The organism is Allosaccharopolyspora coralli, assembly GCF_009664835.1.
Taxonomy (GTDB): domain Bacteria; phylum Actinomycetota; class Actinomycetes; order Mycobacteriales; family Pseudonocardiaceae; genus Allosaccharopolyspora; species Allosaccharopolyspora coralli.
On record NZ_CP045929.1, the window covers coordinates 1,524,610 to 1,547,295 of the forward strand.

20 protein-coding genes and 1 other RNA gene are annotated in these 22,686 nt (G+C 69.5%); 19 read left to right on the forward strand and 2 right to left on the reverse strand.

Features of this window, described 5'->3' with window-relative positions:
• The first annotated feature begins 97 nt into the window (after nt 1-97).
• The 16 genes from cobC to npdG all read left to right on the forward strand — a co-directional run bounded on the left by cobC (nt 98) and on the right by npdG (nt 16,569).
• Nucleotides 98-1,162: an Rv2231c family pyridoxal phosphate-dependent protein CobC gene (gene cobC / locus GIY23_RS07310; RefSeq protein WP_154075957.1), complete on the forward strand. Its 1,065-nt coding sequence runs from the start codon at nt 98-100 to the stop codon at nt 1,160-1,162.
• Complete coding sequence (locus GIY23_RS07315; protein ID WP_154075958.1) at nt 1,159-2,016, forward strand: Nif3-like dinuclear metal center hexameric protein; 858 nt, start codon at nt 1,159-1,161, stop codon at nt 2,014-2,016. Before cobC ends, GIY23_RS07315 begins: the two co-directional genes overlap by 4 nt.
• A complete protein-coding gene (locus GIY23_RS22970) occupies nt 2,013-2,753 on the forward strand; it encodes a zinc ribbon domain-containing protein (protein WP_228717590.1) in 741 nt (246 codons plus the stop codon). The genes GIY23_RS07315 and GIY23_RS22970 overlap by 4 nt, the downstream gene beginning before the upstream one ends.
• Nucleotides 2,754-2,755: 2 nt before the next feature.
• Complete coding sequence (locus GIY23_RS07320) at nt 2,756-3,889, forward strand: bifunctional RNase H/acid phosphatase (RefSeq protein ID WP_228717698.1); 1,134 nt, start codon at nt 2,756-2,758, stop codon at nt 3,887-3,889.
• A gap of 10 nt (nt 3,890-3,899) precedes the next feature.
• An RNA gene (gene rnpB / locus GIY23_RS07325) (RNase P RNA component class A) lies at nt 3,900-4,285 on the forward strand.
• Between the two features lie 515 nt (nt 4,286-4,800).
• Nucleotides 4,801-5,007: a hypothetical protein gene (locus GIY23_RS07330; RefSeq protein ID WP_154075960.1), complete on the forward strand. Its 207-nt coding sequence runs from the start codon at nt 4,801-4,803 to the stop codon at nt 5,005-5,007.
• A 658-nt stretch (nt 5,008-5,665) separates the two neighbouring features.
• Nucleotides 5,666-5,962, forward strand: coding sequence for a hypothetical protein (locus GIY23_RS07335; protein WP_154075961.1), 297 nt, complete (start codon nt 5,666-5,668; stop codon nt 5,960-5,962).
• Between the two features lie 6 nt (nt 5,963-5,968).
• A complete protein-coding gene (locus GIY23_RS07340) occupies nt 5,969-6,502 on the forward strand; it encodes a hypothetical protein (protein WP_154075962.1) in 534 nt (177 codons plus the stop codon).
• Nucleotides 6,477-9,401, forward strand: a complete 2,925-nt coding sequence (locus tag GIY23_RS07345) for an ATP-binding protein (RefSeq protein WP_154075963.1) — start codon at nt 6,477-6,479, stop codon at nt 9,399-9,401. Before GIY23_RS07340 ends, GIY23_RS07345 begins: the two co-directional genes overlap by 26 nt.
• Entirely contained in the window at nt 9,398-11,314 is a 1,917-nt protein-coding gene (locus tag GIY23_RS07350) for a hypothetical protein (protein ID WP_228717591.1), read from the forward strand. The genes GIY23_RS07345 and GIY23_RS07350 overlap by 4 nt, the downstream gene beginning before the upstream one ends.
• A 40-nt stretch (nt 11,315-11,354) precedes the next feature.
• Nucleotides 11,355-11,948, forward strand: a complete 594-nt coding sequence (locus tag GIY23_RS07355; protein ID WP_154075964.1) for a hypothetical protein — start codon at nt 11,355-11,357, stop codon at nt 11,946-11,948.
• Nucleotides 11,949-12,015: 67 nt separating this feature from the next.
• A complete protein-coding gene (locus GIY23_RS07360; protein WP_222850334.1) occupies nt 12,016-12,939 on the forward strand; it encodes a C40 family peptidase in 924 nt (307 codons plus the stop codon).
• A 283-nt stretch (nt 12,940-13,222) separates the two neighbouring features.
• Nucleotides 13,223-13,705 (forward strand): hypothetical protein, encoded by a 483-nt coding sequence (locus tag GIY23_RS07365; RefSeq protein ID WP_228717592.1) that lies wholly within the window; start codon nt 13,223-13,225, stop codon nt 13,703-13,705.
• A 63-nt stretch (nt 13,706-13,768) separates the two neighbouring features.
• Entirely contained in the window at nt 13,769-13,957 is a 189-nt protein-coding gene (locus tag GIY23_RS07370) for a hypothetical protein (protein ID WP_154075966.1), read from the forward strand.
• A gap of 6 nt (nt 13,958-13,963) precedes the next feature.
• Nucleotides 13,964-15,445 (forward strand): RNB domain-containing ribonuclease, encoded by a 1,482-nt coding sequence (locus tag GIY23_RS07375; RefSeq protein ID WP_154075967.1) that lies wholly within the window; start codon nt 13,964-13,966, stop codon nt 15,443-15,445.
• A gap of 458 nt (nt 15,446-15,903) precedes the next feature.
• Complete coding sequence (gene npdG, locus GIY23_RS07380) at nt 15,904-16,569, forward strand: NADPH-dependent F420 reductase (RefSeq protein ID WP_154075968.1); 666 nt, start codon at nt 15,904-15,906, stop codon at nt 16,567-16,569.
• A gap of 1 nt (nt 16,570) precedes the next feature.
• Here npdG and GIY23_RS07385 read toward each other — a convergent pair whose 3' ends face one another.
• On the reverse strand, nt 16,571-17,317 hold the full coding sequence (locus GIY23_RS07385; protein WP_154075969.1) for an SDR family oxidoreductase: 747 nt from the start codon (nt 17,315-17,317) through the stop codon (nt 16,571-16,573).
• Between the two features lie 58 nt (nt 17,318-17,375).
• On the opposite strand from GIY23_RS07385, the gene GIY23_RS07390 reads away from it, so the two are divergent.
• Nucleotides 17,376-18,356, forward strand: coding sequence for a glutathione S-transferase family protein (locus GIY23_RS07390; protein ID WP_154075970.1), 981 nt, complete (start codon nt 17,376-17,378; stop codon nt 18,354-18,356).
• A 199-nt stretch (nt 18,357-18,555) separates the two neighbouring features.
• On the opposite strand, the gene panB is transcribed toward GIY23_RS07390, so the two are convergent.
• A complete protein-coding gene (gene panB / locus GIY23_RS07395; protein ID WP_407646869.1) occupies nt 18,556-19,407 on the reverse strand; it encodes a 3-methyl-2-oxobutanoate hydroxymethyltransferase in 852 nt (283 codons plus the stop codon).
• 241 nt (nt 19,408-19,648) lie between these two features.
• Between panB and GIY23_RS07400 the strand changes: the two genes are divergently transcribed.
• Together GIY23_RS07400 and GIY23_RS07405 are read left to right on the forward strand one after the other, a co-directional pair.
• Nucleotides 19,649-21,229, forward strand: coding sequence for an alpha/beta hydrolase (locus tag GIY23_RS07400; protein ID WP_228717593.1), 1,581 nt, complete (start codon nt 19,649-19,651; stop codon nt 21,227-21,229).
• Between the two features lie 56 nt (nt 21,230-21,285).
• On the forward strand, nt 21,286-22,629 hold the full coding sequence (locus GIY23_RS07405; protein WP_154075972.1) for a glutamine synthetase family protein: 1,344 nt from the start codon (nt 21,286-21,288) through the stop codon (nt 22,627-22,629).
• Nucleotides 22,630-22,686: the final 57 nt, after the last annotated feature.

Here is a 22,686-nt window from a genome sequence, read left to right on the forward strand (position 1 = left end):
CGCCTGGGCGGTTCGGCGCCCCAGCGGGAGCGGAGGCGGCGCCCGGCTCGTGAGTCCCCTCGGCCGGAGACAGCCCCCACGGCCTAGACTTTCCCGGATGAGCGGGGAGGACTTGCTGCGCCACCACGGCGACGTCGACGCGGCGCCAGGTCTTCTCGACTTCGCGGTGAACGTCCGGATCGACCGGCCGCCAGCGTGGCTGCGGCAGCGTCTCGCCGACGCGCTGGACAGGCTCGGGCACTATCCGTCCGCCACCGACGAGCTCGCTGCTCGCAACGCAGTCGCCGCGCGGCACGGTCGCGGCGCCGACGAGGTGGTGGTGCTCGCGGGCGCGGCGGAAGGGTTCGCGCTGCTCCCGAACCTGCGGCCCCGGCTCGCGGCGTTGGTGCATCCTTCGTTCACCGAGCCCGACGTGGCGCTGCGCGACGCGGGCGTGCCGGTGACCAAGGTGCAGCTCGACCCGGACGACGGGTACCGCCTCGACCCGGCCGCGATCCCCGACGAGGCGGACCTGGTGGTGCTGGGCAATCCGACCAATCCCACGTCGGTGCTGCATCCCGCCGAGGTCGTGCGCCGGATCGCCCGTCCGGGGCGCGTCGTGGTCGTCGACGAGGCGTTCGCGGACGCGGTTCCCGGCGAACCCGAGTCGCTCGCGGCGGAGCCGGTGCCCGGGGTGCTGGTGCTGCGCAGTCTCACCAAGATGTGGGGCCTGCCGGGCTTGCGTGCCGGTTACGCACTCGGCGACCCCGAGCTGCTCGGAGCACTGGTCCACGGGCGTGCGCATTGGCCGTTGAACACGCTCACGCTCGAAGCCGTCGTCGCCTGTTGCGAACCGTCAGCGCTCGCCGAGTCCGCGGAAGCGGCGCGGGAGATGGCCGAGGCGCGCGAGGCTCTGGCGTGGGAGCTCGACTCGCTGCCCGGCGTGGAGGTCCACGGCCCCGCCGCCGCGCCGTTCCTGTTGCTGCGCGTCGAGCAGGGCGCGCGGGTGCGGGAACTGCTGCGCGCACGGGGAGTGGCGGTGCGCAGAGGAGACACTTTCCCGGGTCTGGGAACCGACCACCTCCGGGTCGCCGTCCGATCCCGGGACAGCAACATCCGGTTGGTCAAGACGATGGACGAGGTGCTCGGCGGCAGGCCGGGCGGAACGGGGGTGCGGGAGTGACCGTGCGCGTGCAGGACGTGGTGGCGGCGCTGGAGAAGGCGTACCCACCGGAGTTCGCCGAGTCGTGGGACGCGGTGGGGCTCGTCACCGGGGATCCGCGGGCCGCCGTGCAGCGCATCGCGTTCTGCGTCGACCCCGTCGAGGCCACAGTGGACGAAGCGATCGGCTTCGGGGCCCAGCTGCTCGTCGCGCACCACCCGCTGTTGCTCAAGGGCGTGCACGGTGTTCCCGCCGACACGTCGAAGGGTCGCTTGGTGCACCGGATGATCCGGGCGGGCATCGGCCTGTACTGCGCACACACCAACGCCGACACCGCCGCGCCCGGCGTGTCGGACGCACTCGCCGAGGCGCTCGGCCTCCGGGTGCGGGAACCGCTGTCCCCGCACGAGCCCGGCGCACGCACGGGCCTCGGTCGCATCGGGGAGCTCTCCGAGCCGGAACCGTTCGAGACGTTCGTCCGCCGGGTCGCACACGGACTGCCGACGACCACGTGGGGCGTGCGCGGGGCGGGCGATCCGGACCGGCCCGTCCGCACCGTCGCCGTGTCCGGGGGCGCCGGGGACGGGCTGCTCGAGGCCGCGACCGCCGCCGGTGTCGACGCGTTCGTCACCGCCGACCTGCGGCACCATCCGGCGGGCGAGCATCTCGCCGTCGGCGACCTCCCGGACACCGACGTCCCCGCGCTCGTCGACGTCGCGCACTGGGCGAGCGAGTGGCCGTGGTGTCAGCAGGCGGCCGACATCGTCGCCGAGGCGTTGCCGGATACTGTCGAGGTTCTCGTCTCCACCCGCCGCACCGACCCGTGGACCGTCCACGCGAGCGGTGCGGCCGACCCCGGGAGGGCGCCCGCGTGAAAGCCGACCCCGCCGTGCAGCGACTGCTGCTCGACCTCGCCGACGTCGACGCCGAGCTCAACCGCGTGACGCACCGCAGGCGGACGTTGCCCGAGCTCGAGCAGATCGGTGCGGCCGAGCGGGACCTGCAGGCCAAGCGCGACTCGCTCGTCGCGGCCCAGACCTCGCACGGTGACGTCGACCGGGACGCGAAGCGACTCGAGACCGAGGTCGAGCAGGTCCGCGCTCGCGAGGATCGGGACCGCAAGTTGCTCGATTCCGGATCCCTGGGGTCCTCCAAACAGATGGAAGAGGTCCAGCACGAGCTGCAGACCCTCGCCCGTCGTCAAGGCGTCCTGGAGGACGAGCTGCTCGAGGTGATGGAGCAGCGGGAGGCGTTGGAGTCCGACGTCGAACGCACCCGGATCGCCGTGGAGGAAGCCGAGACCACGCTCGAGGACGCGAGGAGCCGCCGGGACGAAGCGCTCGCCGATCTCGACACCAACGAGGCGAAGCGGCTCGCCGAGCGGGAAGGTCTCGTCGGGCGCGTTCCGGACGACCTGCTCGCGCTCTACGACCGGATCCGGGAGAACAAGGGCGTCGGCGCGGGCCTGTTGCAGTACCGGCGATGCGGTGCGTGCCGGATCGAACTGGACCGTGCGGCGCTCGCGCACGTCGCCGACGCCGCCGACGACGAGGTGGTCCGCTGCGAGGAGTGCGGTGCGATTCTCGTCCGTACCAAGGAATCCGGGCTGTGAAGCTGGTCGTCGAGGCCGACGGCGGCTCCCGCGGCAACCCCGGCCCCGCCGGATACGGAGCGGTGCTCCGGGGCGACGGGGGAGCGGTACTCGCCGAACGGTCCGGTGGGCTCGGGGTCACGACGAACAACGTGGCCGAGTACCGGGGCATGATCGCCGGGCTCGAAGCCGCGCTGGAGTACGGCGGCACCGAGGTCCGGGTGCGGTTGGATTCGAAACTCGTCGTCGAGCAGATGTGCGGGCGGTGGAAGGTCAAGAACGAGACGCTGCGGCCGATGCACACCCGGGCGACGGACCTCGTGAACCGGCTCGGGGCGGTCACGTTCGAGTGGATTCCGCGCGCCGAGAACACCCACGCCGACCGGCTCGCGAACGCGGCCATGGACGAACAGGCGGGGGACGGGTCGGCGCAAGCGCCGAACGCCGCTGGAGCTGAGACGGCCGGGTCCGACTCCACTGCGTCGACCACTCCGGCGTCGGCGAGCTGGACCGGCGCCCTCGGTCGGCCGACCCGACTGATCCTGCTGCGCCACGGCCAGACCGCGATGTCGGTCGACCGCCGCTACTCCGGGGGTGGCGACGTGCCGCTGACCGATCTCGGCGTGCGGCAGGCGGAGGCGGCGGGCAAGCGCCTGGCGTCGATGGACCTCGGTGGAGTTCCGGTGCTGTGCTCACCGCTGCAACGCACCCGGCGGACCGCCGAGGCGGTCGTGTCGCAGACCGGCAGCGAGTTGCGGGCGCACGAAGGCCTGGTGGAAACGGACTTCGGCGCATGGGAGGGACTCACGTTCCGCGAGGCGGCCGAGCAGTACCCGGAGCTGCACCGTTCGTGGCTGGGCGATCCCGACGTCGAGCCTCCCGGCGGCGAGAGCCTCAACGCCGTGTACGAGCGAGTGAGCGTCGCCTGTACGGACATTCTCGCTCGCTACGCCGCAGAGACCGTGGTGCTCGTCAGTCACGTCACGCCGATCAAGGCGCTGCTGCGCCTGGGACTGGGCGTCGGTCCGGCCGTGTTCTATCGGCTGCACCTCGACCTCGCGTCGCTGTCCATTGTGGAGTTCTACCCGGATGGCAACGCCTCGGTGCACCTCGTCAACGACACCGCGCACCTGAGCGCGACAGGTGTTCTAGAGTAGTGAGCGCGGATGAGTCGGTCGGGCGGCCGCGTCGGGCGTGGCCCGTCGAGGAAAGTCCGGACTCCACAGGGCACGGTGGTTGCCAACGGCAACCCGGGGCGACCCGCGGGAAAGTGCCACAGAAAGCAGACCGCCCGGTTCGACCGGGTAAGGGTGAAACGGTGGTGTAAGAGACCACCAGCACCCCGGGTGACCGGGGTGGCTCGGTAAACCCCACCGGGAGCAAGGTCAAGAGGGCGCTACGGCGCCTGCGCAGGCGTTCGAGGGCGGCCCGCCCGAGTCTGCGGGTAGACCGCTGGAGCCTGCCGGCGACGGCAGGCCGAGATGGATGGTCGCCGAATGGGAGCACCGCAAGGTCCCCAGGAACAGGATCCGGCTTACAGATCGACTCATCCGCCCGCACACCGGCGCGAACGACCTCCTCAGCCCGCGTTGTGGAACTTGGGTAGGTGGTCCATGACCGGCGTTCAGAGTTCGCGCCTCGCGGCGTTGGGGTCCTCTTGAGTACCAGGCTGTACGCGGCGAGAACCCCTGCCTTGCGAGGCACGAACTCTGAACGCCGGAGCCTCTGATCCTGCTCAGGCTGAGCACGAGAGACCGTGCTCTACGGGCACAACTTGCCAGTTCCCCAACGCCCTGTCAGCCCGAGTAGCACGCGTCGAGCGCCAACACGGGGTACTCGTAGCCTCTCGCCGGCGGTACTCGAGTGAGTCCGGCCCGTGCCGCCATCCGGGTAGCGCGTTCGTTGTCCGATCCGGTCTCCATCAGCACCGGCAAATGCGCTCCGGCCGACCCGTAGGTCACCGCTGTCCTGGATGCCCGCTTATCCGCCGGATACCGCGATGCGGCCGGGCGGATGATCACTCGCGTGTCGGCATTCGTCGCTCGCTGTTGTTGGGGACACTGGGGGGATGAGCGAGCAGGACGGCCCCGCCTTCGCGGACGGGCCGCACACGGTGTGCTTCGGGTGCGGCGGGTTCCGCAAGATCAGCGAACCGCGGGTCTACGTCATTCAGGCGACCGCGGAGCTGCAGACCGGCATGACGATGGGGGAGTGGCGGACGTGTCCGTACTGCTCGGGAGGGGCGCAGCTACCGGGCCTGCAAGCGCCCGCCTGAACAGTGGCGAGCACGGGCGCCCTGCTCCGGTACGGACACGCCGAAGTGTCGATCTCATGAGTACCTGGTCGGGTGGTGCTGCCGACAGGAACCGCCGGCGTGAGCTCGCGTTGGACGCCGGTCGACCCGAGGGCCGGTCGTCGTGACGATCAGCGGCGACCTAGCGATCTTCACAGGTCAACGGCAGAAGCTGGGTACTCCTGCGTCGACGTGGCCCTGCCGGAAGTCGACGCGTCCGGCCCGCTACGCTGAGCACGTCTCATGATCAGCCGGTGATCGCGCGTAGTGATCGATCCACGGTAGGGGTCAGCGAAAAGTCCCGTTCGGATGATTCCGTCTGTTGCGCGGTGGTGTGATGTGCCGAACGCCACTCCGGGAAAAATCAGCACCGTGTGTCACGAAAGGTGCGATTCCAGCGTGGAGGATCACACCACTGTGGAGGATGCCGCGTCGGTGACCAGGGATCTCTTCTCGTTGCGCGACATTCGCGGACGTTGCGCCATGTGGTCTACAACCACACTCCGCCACTGGGCTGGACTCAGGTCGGTACCTCTACTTCCGGCGGCTCCTGTCATGTTCTACTCGTACGCGCCGCGTGTGTCCGCATGCGCGCAGGCGAACCGACCCGACCGCACTCCGCTCGCACAGGGGTAACGACATGACCACGACCGCCATGGCCCTGGACACGCTGGCGCAACTCGACCCCGTGGCCCAGACCGGCCTCGGAACCGAGGGTATCCGCGGGTGGATCCTCAACAACCTGCTCCCGCTGCTGCTCATCACGGTCGCGATCCTGTTGCTGTGGCTCGGCGGCGGGAAAGGCGACAACGCCGGTGTGATGCGCCGCGTGGGCGGCGTGTTCATCGCACTGGCCATCATCGGGCTGGCGGTCACCGGGTCCGGTGTCGACATCGGCACGTTCATCGCCGGTCTGTTCTCCACCAGCAGCGGGTGATCTCTGTTGCGCATACGCACCGACGACGAGGTCTACCGGGTGGACGCGGTGTGGCTCGGACCTCCGAAGGCGACCTTTCCGTGGCGGGCGCGCTACGTGGCGTGGGGCGTGGGGATCGTGGTTTTCCTCCTCGTGCTCACCATCGAGCGGCGCATGAACATCGGCTTCAGCTTCTTCTCGACCGCGTGGGCCGTGATCATCACGATCACCGTCACGCGGATCATCTGTGCCAAGATCACGCACGAGCGTCCGCTCGGCGCGGTCCTGGTGATGTGGTTGCGAGAACTGACCGCCCCGAGAGAGACCACGACACCGCGGGGCGGTGCCGCGGGCGCTGCCAAGATCAAGGTCCGTCGTGAGCGCCCCCGGCCCCGGAAGGGCGACTCCGGTGGAAGCGCCGCCGCACGTGCCGCCACGAAGAAGACCCGTCGTCCCGGGAAGACGCGACGAACGAACAGGACCGCCGGTCGGAACCCGACCGGCGCACGTGCACGCAGCAGCAAGGAGGTTCGCGGTGTTCGGTCGCCGGCGAAGCCGTGACCAGGGAGCGGCCCAGCCGTCGCGCGCCGGATCCCAGCGGGGAGCGCGCAAGCCGAAAGCGGGGCGTCGGGAGCGCCGACTCGACGGCGAGCAGTCGGTTCCGAGCTATACGCCGTCGATCGCCGCCCGCTCGATCGACGGGCATCTGCTCCGTACCGGTCAGGACGTCTTCGCGTGGTACCGGCTCTCGCCGCAGCGCTGGTCGTTCCGCTCCGACGCGCAGCGCCAGGACCTTATCAACGCCATCGCCGGGCAATACGCCGAGTTGCAGGGGCGGTGGATGCACCTGCGTGTGACCAACCGGCCGTACCCGATCCGGATGTGGGCCGAGGCGCACGTGCACAACGCGCGCAACCCCGTTCCGGACACTCCGGGCGCGTTGAGCTTCGACGACTACATGATCGGTGAGCAACAGCAGCTCATGGGCCGGTCCATGGCCGAGAAAGAGGTCTACCTCGGAGTCCAGGTCCAGACCCGCAACGTCGTCGACCGCGCCGTCGAACGTGCCGCGCCGTTGCTGCGCAGGGTCTTCCCGGAGGCAGTCGACGCCGAACTCACCGCGCTCGACAGCGAGATCGAACACCTCGACCAGGTCATCGGCTCCGCTGGGCTCGACGGGCGTCCCGTCACGGCCGAGGAGGTTTCGTGGCTGATGCACCGTTCGTGCTCGCTCGGCCTGCCCGCGCCCCGCAACCTGCCTGCGGTCCCGGGAGCGTTGTGGGAGCCGGAGGACCTGGCCTCGTTCACCGATGCCGCCGACATGCATCAGGAGCCGTACTCGCCGACGGTGACCGTGCGCGGCCGGACGGGATCGAACTCGGGCGTCAATCGCCACGTGGCCGTGCTGACGGTCGGTCAGACCCACGGCCTGCAGATCCCCGAGATCGACGACCCGTGGATCCAGCACTCCGACCGGCTGCCCGCGCCCGTCGAATGGTCCGCGCGGATCTACGTGCGCAAACCCGAGGACGTCGGTCACGAGCTGCAGCGGCAGATGAACAAGGTGCGCTCCCAGGTCCGGCACTACACCGAGGAACACGACCTCGAACCGCCGACCTCGCTGGCGCGCCAAGCAGGCAGGGTGCTCGAGATCGACGACGAGATGACCTCGGGGTTCACCGCGTTGGCGACCCGAGTGCGCTCGTGGTGGCGGCTCGCGGTGTCCGGGCCGAGCGAACGGGACGCGCTGCGACTCGCGCAGCAGATCCTCGACCTGTACAAGCCGAAGGTCGCCATCGAACACCCCGAGGCGCAGTACGCCATGGCGCGCGAGTTCATCCCGGGAGAGCAGCTGGCTTCCGGCGCCTACCTGCGGCGCGGCTCCGTGGTCTGGGCCGCCTCGGCCGTCCCGCAGGCCACCGCCGAAGTGGGCGACCGGCGAGGTGTGCTGCTCGGCGAAACCTGCACCGCGACGCGCCGTCCGGTGGCGTGGGACCCGTGGATGGCCCAGGAGGTCCGCGACGCGTCCGGTCTCACCGCGATGGTGGCCGGTCTGGGCGGCGGCAAGTCGTTCCTCGGCGGCGGTCTCGTCTACAAGACGTTGCGTTCCGGAGCGTCCTGGACGTTGCTCGACCCCTCGGGTCCGCTCGCGGAACTGTGCAAGTTGCCGGAACTGAAGCCGTACGCGCGGCCGATCAACCTGCTCAACGCCCAGCCCGGCATCCTCAACCCCTATCGCGTGGTCGCCGACCCCGCGCTGGAGCACTTCGTCGACGAGGACGACCCGGAACGCAGCTGGCGCCGCGAGCGTGCGCTGGCGGCGGCGACACGGCGGCGGCTCGTGCTCGACGTGCTCACCGGACTCCTGCCGTACGAGGTCGCGCGGATGCCGCAGACCCGGATCGTGCTGCTGCGCGCGGTCCGTGCCGTCGGCGGCCGGTTCGACGCCCACCCCGGGATGGTGTTCGAGGCGCTGCGTCGCGACGCCAGCGAACACCACGAACACGCGGTCGTCGTCGCCGACTTCCTCGACGAGCTCCGCGAACGCATGTCGCTGCTCATCCCGGAAGCCGACGCCGACCCGTACTCGGAATCGCGTGAGGACCGGCTCACCGTGCTCACCATGGCCGGTCTGACGCTGCCGAAGGACGGCGTGGGTCGGGAACACTGGACCGACGCCGAGGCACTCGGGGTGCAGCTGCTGAACCTGGCGGCCTGGCTGACGCAGCGGTCCATCTACGAGCGGCCCAAGAACGAGCGCAAGGGTGTGTGGATCGACGAGGCGTTCTTCCTGTCCGAAGTGCCGACCGGCCGGGTCCTGATGAACCGGTTCGCCCGCGACTCCCGAAAATGGAACGTGCGCGTCCTGCTGTCCAGCCAGATCCCGTCGGACTTCCTGCGTATCCAAGGGTTCGTGTCGTTGCTGGACTCGGTGTTCGTCGGCAGGGTCGACGACGAGCAGGCGCAGTCGGACGCGTTGCGGTTGCTGAAGGTCCCGGTCGACTCGGGCTACGAGACGGTGGTCTCCGCTCTCGGAAGGCGCCCGGGTCCGGCACGCAACAACACCGAGCGCGACCGCTCCCCCCGGCAGTTCATCTTCGGTGACGGTGCCGGCGGTGTGGAACGCATCCGCATCGACTTCGGTGGTCCGCACCTCGAACACCTCCGTGAAGCGCTGGACACGACACCGGACGCGCACGCGGAGACCGAGCGTCAGCACGTCCCGGACTTCACCGACGCGGTGAACTCCGACGCTGCCTTCGTACCGAGCGGCGACGACGAGGTCGAGGAGTTCGACGAGCTCGAGCTCGAATCCGTCGGAATCAGCGAGTACGAAGGCGCCGAGCAGTACGAGAGTGCCGGCAACGACGACAGGGTGGGTCACGCGGTCTCGTCCGGCGCGAACGGGCACCCCGACTCGAACGGCCACTCGGGACGGACGGGGGACGACGCCCGGTGACTCTGTTGGCGGTGCTGGTGGTCGCCGTCGCGCTGGTCGCGGCGTGGCGGCGGCCGAAACGCGCACACTCCCGCGAGCACCCCCGCAGGCGTGGACCGCTGCTGGCCACCGCGGCGATCGTCGCGCTGCAGGTGCTGATCGGAACCCCGGCCAGCGGTCAGCCGTTCGACTGCAAGGAGGCGCCGAACCCGGAACGCCCCGGAGCGGGCATGGTCGGTGCCCTCGACCCGGCTCCGATGGGCACCGGCTACCCGGGCAGTGCCTACGACGAGTACGGATACGCCGGACTCGTCTGGCACACCTACGACCTCGGCTGCGGGCCGCAGGGCATCACCAACCCGAACGCGCTGGTCGACACCTGGGTCGGCAACGAACTGTTCAACATCGGCAAGAACCTGGTCGGTGCCACGAACGGGTTGCACTACGCGCTGCTCAGTGGTGACCTCCTGGGGCCGTTGGACGATGCGATCGCCACCGGCTCCACCGCCCTCTACGAGAGCGTGTTCGCACCGTGGTTCGGCGTCGTGGCCCTGGTTCTGGCGGTGCTGCTGTTCCGCTACATCTGGCAAGGCGATCTCGCGGCCATAGGCAAGCGCACCCTGTGGGCCTTGGCGGCCTTGTGGTTCGCCGCCGCCACCTACCTGACGCCGCTCGTCTACACCCACGCGCTCGATGACGTGGTCATCACCGGGACCTCGGCCGTGCAGGCGGGTTTCCTCCGTGAGGTCGGGATCGACGAACGCAACGCGCTGCCGACCGTCCTGCACGACCAGGTCGTCTACCGGAACTGGGCGCGCGGTGAGTTCGGCTCGCCCGACTCGCCGCAGGCTCAGGAGCTGGGCCGCGAACTGCTCGCCGCCCAGGCCTGGTCCAAGCGCGAGGTGCTGCGGGGTGAGGACGCCGGGTCGCCGGAGGAGAAGAAGCAGCAGTTCGAGGACGTCGCCGGGCGGATGGGGAGTGCCTACACGACGTTCCAGGGCGTCGACGGCAGCCGTGTCGGCGCGGGCCTGCTGGCGACGTTGCAGGGGCTCGCCTACACCTCGTTCCAACTGCTGGCGAAAGCCTCGATCCTGCTGGCCCAGGTGCTGTTGCGGATGGTGATCCTGGCGGGGCCGCTGATCGGTCTCGCCGCGCTCGTCTATCACCAGGTACTGCGTTCGATCGGCAGGGTCGCGGGCGCCGCGATGCTCAACGTCGTGATGGTCTCCGCGATGGCCGGGCTGCACACGATGATCCTGACCTGGATCTTCGACCCGTTGCGCGGCTTCTCGGTGCTCACCCAGATGCTGCTCGCGGCCTTGGTGACGACCGTGTTCCTGTTGCTGGTCAAGCCGGTGCGCCGGATCGGCCAGATGGTGCAGCTCACGGTCGGCCGGAGCGGTACCGATGCCGACACCTCGCCCGGCATCTTCTCGCGGTTCCGGGGACGAAAACCCGAGCAACCGCAGGACGATTTCTGGGATCAGGTCCGGTCCTCGGACGACTCCGACGCCGGCGGCACCCGGCGAGCGCGCGGCAGGCCGGAGGCGGACACGGCGTCGGTCGCCGGGGTGGCGCAGCGGCTCGACCGGGATGGTGCACCCGAACTCACCGGCGGCGGTTCGCCGACCGCTCGCGTGGAGTCGGCACCGACGCTGCCCGCTTCCGGGACCGCCACGCCGCAGCGTCCGGGAACACCTCGGGCGCTCCCGGAGGGGCGGAGCAGCCGCGTCGTCGACACCGCACCCGTCGCGGCTGCGCGCTGGGACGTCGTCAACGAACCGGTTCTCGTGCCGTCCCGCGCGGGACGGCCCGCCTGGTCGGAGGGCACGTCCCGGCCGCACGAACCCGACGTGGTCTCGGGACGTCAGGTCGACGTGGTGTTCCGGCCGTCGCGCGGCCTGGAGGTGGCCGATGGCCAGTACGACCGGTGACGGGCGCCCGCCCGCACGGGTGAGTTGAGGGAGGACACCGATGCCGATCCGCACCCACAGGGGCAGGGCTGCGGTGTACCGGAGGCTCTGGGGCTGGCCGCTACGATCGCCGAAGCACCTGCTCGCGGCGGTCGTGCTGTTCGCGGGCCTGGCCACCGGCGTCGGGCTACTGTTGCCGGAACCGCAGCTCGACTCACCGCAGCAGCGAGGTTCCCAGCAGGCCTCCAGCGGTGGTCCGGACGAGGCCGCCGTGGCCGCCGAGCGGCGCGCGGCCAAGGCGCCACCGACGATCTCCGTGCCGCAGGGAGGGCCCGCACCGGCCGCACCGTCACCCGAAGGGCTCACCACCGCCGAGGCGTGGGGCAGGGCCTGGGTCACGCACCCACCCGGAACCGATTCCCAGCAGTGGTTGCAGCGCTTGCGCCCGCACACCACCGCCGAGTTCATCACCGTCATGTCCTCGGTGGACCCGGCCAACGTGCCGTCCACCGAGGTCACGGGACCCGCCGCGCCGTTGGAGTCCACGTCCGGCTCGATGGACGTGCGGCTGCCGACGAACGCGGGCGAATTGGAGATCCTGGTGATCAGGACCGGTCAGGGCTGGAAGGTCGCCGACTACACGAAGGTGGGCTGAGGTGCGCAAACTCGTGGTGGTCCTGGTGATCCTCGTCGGTTTCGGAGGGCTGGTCGGGGTGGGCGCGATGACGGCCCTGCTCGGCAGTGTCGGACAGGGTGGGCGTAGCTGGTCGAGCTGCAACACCGGGCTGGGCCCGTGGGGCGACGGCGCCGCCCGGGGTGAACAGGACGCGGCCACGCTCAACGACGAGTCGATGCGCATCGTGCGACGCATCATCGAGATCGGACAGTCCCGCGAGATGTCGCCGCGCGCGTGGCAGATCGCGATCCAGGCGGGGAAAACGGAGTCGAACCTGGCCAATCTGACCTACGGTGATCGCGACTCGCTGGGAATATTCCAGATGCGTCCCTCGATGGGCTGGGGCAGTGTCGCGCAGGTCACCGACGTCGATTACCAGATCAACAAGTTCTACGACGTGCTCCTCGACGTGGACGGCTGGGAGGACATGCGTCCGGGCGTCGCCGCACAACGCGTCGAGCGGTCCGCCTATCCGAGCCGCTACCACAACTGGGAGGCGATGGCCGCTCATCTGGTGAGCACCGAGGGGCAGGCAGGCAGTGTCAGTGGCTGCGAGGAGATGCCCGCGTCGGGGGTGCTCGCAGGCAAAGCGATCACCTTCGCCGACGACCAGATCGGCAAGCCGTACGTGTGGGGCGCGGCGGGCCCGGACAGCTTCGACTGCTCGGGACTCACCCAGAAGGCGTGGGAAGCGGCGGGAGTGACGATCCCCAAGTACTCGCGATCCCAGTACGAACAGGGCGGCAAGCACGTCTCACTGAGCGAAGCACAGCCCGGTGACCTGGTGTTCTGGGGATCGGGCCGCGATCCGAAGGCGATTCATCACGTCGCGCTCTACCTCGGCGACGACGAGATTCTGCAGGCTCCGCAGCCGGGCGAGTCGGTGGAGCGGACGAAGCTGTGGGACGGCGGCGAGCTACTGCCGACCGTGGTGCGGCCCGCCCCGGACATGCGGTCCGATGCGCAGTGAGAGCGCGTCCGGGAACTGGCGTTTGTGCACGTCGGGCACACCTCACACGCGCTCGGCCACCGCTAGGTGAGACCAGTCCGTGCCTGGCAAGGCAGGGCGGTTCGCTGCGCACGCGTGGTATCCAAGAGGGCCTCAACATCGCGGGGCGAGAACTGGGGCGGCGGTACTGGACGACCCGTCCACGTTCCCAGTGCTCTCTGGGAGCTCCGACTCGAGCGGATCTATCGGGTGGCCCGGTCGGCGGGTGACAATGATCCGGCTGTCGTTACTGGGAGGATGATCGATGTTCACGCCTGACCCGATCCCGCGCCGGAGCGGTCCGCCCGCGTCGAGCACCCCACTCGGTGACTACCTCTCCGAGGCGACGCACGGCGTCGACGACGGTTACGCGGTCCTGCCGCGCTCGCTGGCGGAGAACATGCCGTTGCCCTGGCAGCAACAGATGCGGCATCTGCTCGCCGAGTTCCATCAGGCGTTCGGGCACGTCCCGTGGCCGGTGTACAGGGTGGTGCCCTCACGCTCGGAGCGCCTGGTGGACCTCGATGACGACCAGCTCGCCGAGGTCGGCTGCACGGTCGAGGTCGGGGACGACGGCGAACTGGAGTACCGGCGACGCGACGGCCGCGTGATCGAGGACCCGAGCCACCACGAGGTGCTGGTCTCGTGCCTGGACCCGATTCCACGCCACGATCCGGATTCGCCGTACGCCTCCGGCCCGACGGCCCCCGCGGCCCCACCGCCCGCTCCGCCACCGCCCGCGTGGTGACGGGGCGGCCGTCTCGTGGCCCTGTCACGTGACATGCGTGGGGTGGCGTGCGAGGCTCGAAACATGGACGCCAACGAGGGTTGGTACTTCTGCTTGAAGCACCGTGAGGTCGAGCCGGGGGCGGGATGTCGCGCGGCGAACCGCCTGGGGCCGTACCCGGACAAGGCGACCGCGGCGCAGGCGCTGGACATCGCGCGGGAACGGACCAAAGCCGCCGACGAGGCGGACCGTCGCTGGGACGAGAAAGGCTGACCGGCGATGGCGACGGCACGGACGACCAGCGTGGGTTCCGGCGTCGTCGCCGCAGGCCATGGCGGGCCATCCGGCCCGCGACGTGTCGGTGTCGGCCTGGATTTCTCGGCCGTGCGCGCGGAGTTCGGTCTCCCGCAGGATTTCCCCGCCGCGGCGTTGACCGAGGCGGAACGGGCGGTCGCCGAGCCGACGTTGATGACCGGCCTACGGGTGGACCACACGGCGTTGCCGCTGGTCACAGTGGACCCGTTGGGGTCGAAGGACCTGGATCAGGCGGTGCTGGTGCAGTGTCGCGGCGGTGGCTTCCGGGTGTGGTATGCGATCGCCGACGTGGCCGCGTTCGTCCGGCCGGGCGGTCCGCTCGACCAGGAAGTGCGCAGGCGCGGTCAAACGTTGTATTTGCCCGACGGGGCAGTCCCACTGCACCCCACCCTGCTCTCGGAGGGGGCGGCCAGTCTCCTGCCGGATCAGGTTCGCCCGGCGGTGTTGTGGACGATCGACCTGGACCGCGAGGGGGCGATCGCCTCGTGGGACGTGCACCGTTCCTGGGTCCGTTCGGTGGCGCAGCTGGATTACGAGACCGTGCAGCGGGACATGGAGACCGACGCCGCACATCCCTCGATCGCGTTGTTGCCGGAGGTGGGGCGGCTGCGACGCGCGCAGGCAGCGGGACGCGGCGCGATCGAACTCGGCGTCCCGGAACAGCAGATCGTGGCCGACGACGCGCGAGGGTGGCGCCTGCTGTTGCGGCCGCGGACGTTGCTCGAGGAGTGGAACGCTGAGATCTCGCTGCTCACAGGCATGTGTGCCGCAGAGATGATGTTGGAATCGGGTGTCGGTGTGCTGCGCACTGTGCCGGGCCCGGACGACGAGTCGGTGGCCGCGTTGCGTGCCTCGGCCGCCGAACTCGGCGTCGAGTGGTCGGAGGACGACCAGGCCGCGGAGGTGCTCGCTGCGCTGGACCCGACGAGACCGGAAGCGATGGCACTGCACGTTTCCGCCACCCGCCTGCTGCGCGGCGCCGGATACACGGCTTTCGACGACGGCGCACCGGACAGGGCGCACCACGCGGGCATCGGCGCCGCGTACGCGCACGTGACGGCTCCACTGCGGCGGTTGGTGGACCGCTACGGCACGAAGGTGTGCTTGGCGGTGTGTTCGGGCCGAGACATCCCGGAGTGGGTGCACGAGGCACTACCGCAGTTGCCCTCCGCTATGGGTGTCTCGGACCGCACGGCCGCGCAGGTGGACCGCGCGTGTCTCCAGCTGGCAGAGGCGTGGGCTTTGGCCGGACGCGTCGGCGAGGTGTTCGAAGCGACGGTGCTGCGGGCCGGGACGGGTGACGAACCGGTCGGGGAGGTGTTCGTCGCGGACCCGCCGGTGCTTGCTCGCTGCACGGGTGTCGGCGCGTCGCAGGGACGCCGCTTGAGCGTCCGGCTCGTCGAGGCGGACGTCGCTCGTCGCACCGTCTCCTTCCAAGCCGCGTGACCCGAGGCGAACGGCACTTTCGCCTCGCGGGACGGGGTGAACGGCACTTTCGCCTCGCGGGACGGGGTGAACGGCACTTTCGCCTCACGACACGGCGCGGCGGAGTGAGCGGCACTTTCGCCTCACGGGACGGGGTGAACGGCACTTTCGCCTCGCGAGACGGGGTGAACGGCGCTTTCGCCTCACGACACGGCGCGGCGGAGTGAGCGGCACTTTCGCCTCACGGGACGGGGTGAACGGCACTTTCGCCTCGTGAGACGGAGTGAGCGGCACTTTCGCCTTACGGGACGAGGCGAACGGCACTTTCGCCTCGCGGGACGGGCGAACGGCACTTTCGCCTCGCGGGCGCGGCGCGAGAGTGCGATTCGCCCGGGGCGTGCGCTGTCTCACAAGCGCTGGCGGGAGACTCGTGCGGTCGGTAGATCAGGAGCGAGTTTCTCCAGTGGAAGGCGATCGGGATGACGGACGTGCGCGAACTGACGGTGGGGGTCCTCGGCGGAACCGGTGCCCAGGGCAGAGGGCTGGCCGTGCGCTGGGCACACGCCGGACTCCGAGTGGTCATCGGATCTCGCAGCGCCGACAGGGCGCAGACTGCGGCCTCGGAGATCGCGGAGATCTCGGGCGGTGATGTCACCGGCGCGGACAACGCCGCGTGCGCCGCCGCCTCCGATCTCGTCCTGGCAGCCGTCCCGTGGGACGCGCACGAGCCGACACTGACGACGGTGCGTGCCGAGGTCGCGGGCAAGATCGTCGTGGATTGCGTGAACCCGCTCGGTTTCGACAAGCAGGGCCCGTACGCCCTGCCGGTGTCCGAAGGCAGCGCGGCTCAGCAGGCGGAGGCGCTGTTGCCGGATTCTCGGGTGACGGCGGCGTTCCATCACGTCTCGGCGGTATCCCTCGCGGACCTGTCGGTCGAGCTGGTCGACCTCGACGTGCTCGTGCTCGGCGACGACCGCGAGGCGACCGACACCGTTCGCGCGCTCGCCGACGTCATCCCGGGGGTGCGCGGCGTCTACGGCGGCCGGCTGCGGAACGCGCACCAGGTGGAGGCCCTCACCGCGAACATCATCGCGATCAACCGGCGCTACAAGGCGCACGCGGGCCTGCGGATCACCGACGTGTGAATCACATCGTCGCGCGCCGTCCTCCGTCGACGGTCCACGCCGCGCCTGTCACGTAGGACGACCGGGGTGAGAGCAGGAACGCGGCGACCGAGCCCAGTTCTGCGGGATCACCCGACCGGCGGAGTGCGGCTGCCTGTTCCGCATCGTCTTTGGCGCGAGGGTTGACCTGGGCGATGAACCGGCTGCGTTCGGTGTCGAACCGGCCCGGAAGCAGTGCGTTCACCCGGATCCCCGCGGGACCGATCTCGGTCGCGAGGTCCTTGACGTAGCCCTGCACGGCGGGGCGGGCGATGTTGGACGAGGCAAGCCCCGTGATCGGCTCCGAGCCGGAGGTCGAGGTCAGCACCACGATCGAGCCGCCTTCTCCGAGGTCGGCGGCGACCGCTCGGATCATCCGGACGGGTGCGATGGTCGCGATCTCGATACCGGTGCGGATCGCGTCGTCGTTGAGTTCGCTCGGTGTGCCGGGGGGCGGTCCGCCGTGGCTGACGAACAGACCGTCGAGCCGCCCGAACCGTTCGCGCGCGGCGTCGATGAGCTTGCTCGGCGTCCGGGAGTCGGTGATGTCGGCGGTGACGCCGTGCGCGGCGTCACCGAGTTCGTCCACTGCGGCGGAGACATGTTCGGCCGAGCTCGAGGACACGAGGACGCGCGCCCCTTCGTCGACGAGCGCGCGCGCCGCGGCGAAGCCGAGTCCTCGGGTCCCGCCGGTGACGATGAAACTGCGAGCACCCAGTCCGAGATCCATACGCGGAACTCTAGATCGTCGGAGGCCGTGAGTCAGGGACGGCTCGTAGGCTGGGGGCATGGCTGCACAGTTCACGCAGGAAACGTCGGCGCGTGGCGAGTGGGTCCGCCAGGCCAACCACTTCACGGATCGCATCACCGCCGAGGGTGGGTCCGGTTTTCCGGTGGAGCCGGGGCGCTATCGGCTGATCGTGAGTCTCGCGTGCCCGTGGGCACACCGCTCGGTGATCGTGCGGCGGCTGCTCGGCTTGGAGGACGTGCTCTCGCTCGGAATCGTCGATCCGCTCCGGGACGAGCGCGGTTGGCGGTTCACGCTCGACCCGGAGGGGCGGGACCCGGTCACCGGCCTGTCGTTCCTGTCGGAGGCGTATCTGAAGGGGGACCCCGAGTTCGCCGGGCGGTACACGGTGCCCGCGGTGGTCGACCTGCGGACGGGCAGCGTCGTGACGAACGACTATCCGCAGATCTCGCTGGACTTGTCGACGGAGTGGACGCGATTCCACCGGCCCGGTGCGCCGTCGCTGTACCCACCGGAGCTCCGCGCGGACATCGACGAGGTCAACGCCGTGGTGTTCAACGACATCAACAACGGCGTCTACAAGTGCGGTTTCGCGACTTCCCAGCAGGCTTACGAGCGTTCGTTCGAAGCCTTGTTCGCGCGACTCGACGAGATGTCGCGGAGGTTGGAGTCGCGCCGCTACCTCGTGGGTGAGCACATCACGGAGGCCGATGTCCGGCTGTTCACCACGTTGGCGCGTTTCGACGCTGCCTACCACGGACACTTCAAGTGCAATCGGTACAAGCTGACCGAGATGCCGACGCTGTGGGCGTACGCGCGCGACCTGTTCCAGACACCAGGGTTCGGCGACACGGTGGACTTCGAACACATCAAACGGCACTACTACGGCACGCACCCGCAGATCAATCCCAATGGGATCGTGCCTGTCGGCCCGGACCTGTCCGGATGGAGCACCCCGCACGGCCGCGAAGTCCTCGGTGGTTCTCCCTTCGGCGACGGCACCCCACCACCCGCGCAGTGACGACCTACCGCACCGCCTTCTGACGCCTCCGCACCGCCAGGACCGGCACCTCCCGCACCGTTCGACAGGGCGTTCTCTCCGTTCCTCCGAGACCCGTGACCCCACGTCCACCCATTCGAGTGGGGACAACTCGCCTCCCTGTGGACAGCGGGGTGGCAAATTCGCGCGAATTTGCCACCCCGTGAGGCCCGGGGAGGGGTCAGTGGAAGGTGTGGTCCGGGGCGGGGAACTGGCCGCCGCGGACGTCCTCCGCGAAACTCGTCGCTGCCTGCGCGAGGATTCCGCCGAGGTCGGCGTACTTCTTTACGAACCGGGCCGTGCGCCCGGTGTTCATGCCCGACATGTCCGTCCAGACGAGCACTTGCGCGTCACAGTCCGGTCCGGCGCCGATGCCGATCGTCGGAATGGTGAGTTCCGTGGTCACGTGCTTCGCGGCCTCGGCGGCGACCATCTCCAGCACCAGGGAGAACGCCCCCGCGTCCTGCAGTGCGCGAGCGTCGTCGAGGACGGCCGAGGCGTGCTCGCCGCGGCCCTGCACGCGGTAGCCGCCGAGCGCGTGTTCACTCTGCGGCGTGAACCCGATGTGGCCCATGACCGGGATCCCGGCGGCGGTGATCGCCTCCACGTGTGGGGCGAACCGCCGACCGCCCTCCAGCTTCACGGCGTGGGCACGGCCTTCTTTCATCATGCGGACGGCGGTCCGCACCGCCTGTTCCGGTGATTCCTGGTAGGAGCCGAACGGCAGGTCCGCTACGACCAGCGAGGTCTGCACGGCACCGCTGACGGCGCGAACCAACGTGATCATCTCATCGACCGTGACCGGCAGCGACGTGTCGTAGCCGTAGACGTTGTTGGCCGCCGAGTCTCCGACGAGCAGCACGGGAATGCCTGCCTCGTCGAAGATGCGCGCGGTGTACATGTCGTAGGAGGTGAGCATCGGCCATGCTTCGCCGTTGCGCTTCATCTCCTGCAGGTGGTGGATCCGGACGCGCTTGCGCGTCGACCCCGATCCGTACGGAGCAGCGGTTTCCGCGGAGTGTGCAGCAGTCATCATCGACCGTCCCTGAAGTCCTCGAGGCCCGTCACGCGGGTCCCCGGGCGGTTGGGTTGCTCCGTCAGAGTCGCACGCGAGTCGAGTGGCCGAACCGGGTTGCGGACAAACTCACACCTGTGCGCAAAGCGAACACTGTCCGGAGCGACATGGCCGACACGGAATGAGCCTGTGGCTGCTTCTCGCGCCTCCGCGTCGGGGTGGTGCGGTGGTGCTCCCCAGCGCGTGTCACGATCCTCGAATGAGCCGCCTACTGGCCGTGATCGCTTCGGTGTGCATGCTGTGCGGCGCCGTCGCCTGCACTCCGTCGAACGACCAGCAACCGCTGCAACCGCGCAGCGAGACGCCCGGCCCCGCCGGTGAGGTACCGGCCGGACTCGAAGCGTTCCACGGCCAGACTCTCGATTGGGGGCCGTGCGCGGAGTACGCGACGACCGAGAGCGATAGCCAGTCCTTCGCGGATCGCACGATCGAATGTGCGCGCGTCACCGTTCCTCGGGACTACGCCGATCCCGCCGGAGAGACCATCACGCTCGGTGTGCTTCGCAAACCCGCGTCGGACCCCGAGCAGCGCATCGGCAGTCTGCTGGTCAACCCCGGTGGGCCCGGCGCTTCCGGCATGAGTTCGGCAGCAGGGCTGACCGGCGTCACCCGCGACACCGAGCTCGGCGAGAAGTTCGACCTCGTCGGCTTCGACCCGCGCGGGATCGGCGCGAGCGAGCCGCAGATCCGCTGCCTCACCGGCCCCGAGAACGACGCCGACCGCTTGGACAGCGACGCCGACAACTCCCCGGCCGGTGTCGCCGAGACCGAGGCCGAGAACAGGGAGTACGGCCAGAGTTGCGCGCAACGCACCGGACCCGAACTGCTCGCCAACGTCGGCACCCGGGACGTGGTGCGGGACCTTGACGTGCTCCGGTCCGCGCTCGGCGACGAGAAGCTCACCTTCCTCGGCTTCTCCTACGGCACCCGGATCGGTGCCGAGTACGCCGAGCAGTTCCCCCGCAACGTCAGGGCGATGCTGCTCGACGGCGCGATCGACCCCGGCCAGACGACCGTCGAATCGCTCGTCGCGCAGGGGGCAGGCTTCCAAGGCGCTTTCGACGCGTTCGCGCGGTGGTGCGCCGACCAGGAGACCTGTGCGCTCGGCGCGGATCCCGGCCGAGCCGTGGCCGAGTTCCAGCAACTCACCCGGCCGTTGGTGGATCGCCCCGCCGACGCAGGCGACGGCCGCCGGCTGTCGTACACCGATGCGACCACAGCGGCGATCCAGGCGCTCTACGCCCAAGAACTGTGGGGGAGGCTCAACGTCGGTCTGCGGGAACTGTCCCAGGGGCGCGGACAGCTGCTGATGCAACTCGCCGACGTCTACTACGGGCGGCAGTCCGACGGCAGCTACTCGACCGTCACCGACGCGTTCAACGCGATCCGCTGCGTCGACGACCAGCGGGTGCGGGACAGGGCGGAGGTCCGCGAGGCCGACCGCCGCTACCGGCAGGTCGCACCGTTCCTCGACGACGGCAGGGGTGCGAACCCGGCTCTGGATCAGTGCGCCTTCTGGCCGGTTCCGGTCACCGGCGACCCGGAACCGCCGGAGGCCGGCGACCTGCCCCCGACTCTCGTCGTCTCCACGACCGGCGACCCGGCGACGCCGTACGAAGCAGGCGTGGAGCTGTCCAAGGCACTCGGGGGCGGCCTGGTGACGTTCGAAGGCACCCAGCACACAGCGTTCCTGCAAGGCAACGACTGTGTCGACGAGGCCGGTATTCGCTACCTCGTGGACCTCGAACTTCCCGAACCCGGGCAGCGCTGCACCAGCTGACACACCCGGTCACCGCCGACCGGAGACCATGCGCCGAGTGAAGTTAGGCTGCGGGCATGAACCGGCAGCAGGAGTTCGTGCTCCGCACGTTGGAGGAACGCGACATCCGCTTCGTGCGGTTGTGGTTCACCGACGTGCTCGGCATCCTCAAATCGGTGGCCATCTCGCCCGCCGAACTCGAAGGCGCCTTCGCGGAGGGCATCGGGTTCGACGGCTCCGCGATCGAGGGATTCTCCCGGATCTACGAGTCCGACATGGTCGCCAAACCGGACCCGGGCACGTTTCAGGTGCTCCCGTGGGAAACCTCCGATGGTGAGCACTACTCGGCGCGGATGTTCTGCGACATCACCATGCCGGACGGTTCGCCCTGCTGGGCGGATCCGCGTCATGTGCTGCGCCGTACCCTGTCCAAGGCGACCGAGTCCGGTTTCACCTGCTACGTCCACCCCGAGATCGAGTTCTTCCTGCTCAAGAACCTCCCCGACGACGGCAGCGAACCCCTGCCCGCGGACTCGGGCGGCTACTTCGACCAGGCCAGTCACGACGCCGCGCCGCACTTCCGGCGCAACTGCATCGAGACGCTGGAGGCCATGGGGATCTCGGTGGAATTCAGCCACCACGAGGGCGCGCCGGGCCAGCAGGAGATCGACCTGCGCTACGCCGACGCGCTGACCATGGCCGACAACGTGATGACCTTCCGTTATGTGGTCAAGGAGGTCGCACTCACTCAGGGCGTGCGTGCCTCGTTCATGCCGAAGCCGTTCAGTGCGCAGCCGGGCTCGGGTATGCACACCCACCTCAGCCTCTTCGAGGGCGACCGCAACGCGTTCTACGACCCGGAGGACCCGTACGAGCTCTCCGAGACCGGACGCGCGTTCGTCGCGGGCGTTCTCAAGCACGCCAGGGAGATCAGCGCGGTCACCAATCAATGGGTGAACTCGTACAAGCGGCTCGTCGTCGGCGGCGAGGCGCCCACGGCCGTGTGCTGGGGCCACGCGAACCGGTCGGCGCTGGTACGGGTGCCGATGTACTCGCCGGGCAAGTCTTCCTCGCGGCGCGTCGAGATCCGCAGCATCGACTCGGCCTGCAACCCGTACCTGACGTACGCGGTGATCCTGTCGGCCGGTCTTCGCGGCATCGACAAGGGCTACGAGCTGCCGCCTGCCACCGAGGACGACGTGTGGTCGCTGACCGAGAGCGAGCGCAGGGCGGCCGGGTACGCGAGCCTGCCGCAGAATCTCAACGAGGCCCTGGCCGAACTGGAGTCCTCCGAACTCGTCGCCGAGACCCTCGGTGAGCACGTGTTCGACTTCTTCCTGCGCAACAAGCGTCAGGAGTGGGACGCCTACCGCAGCCACGTCACCCCGTACGAGTTGCGCACGCTGATGCCGATGCTGTGATCCTGTCGGCGTCCGGAATCCCGTCGGCGTCCGGAATCCTCGCGGGGGCGCCGGGAG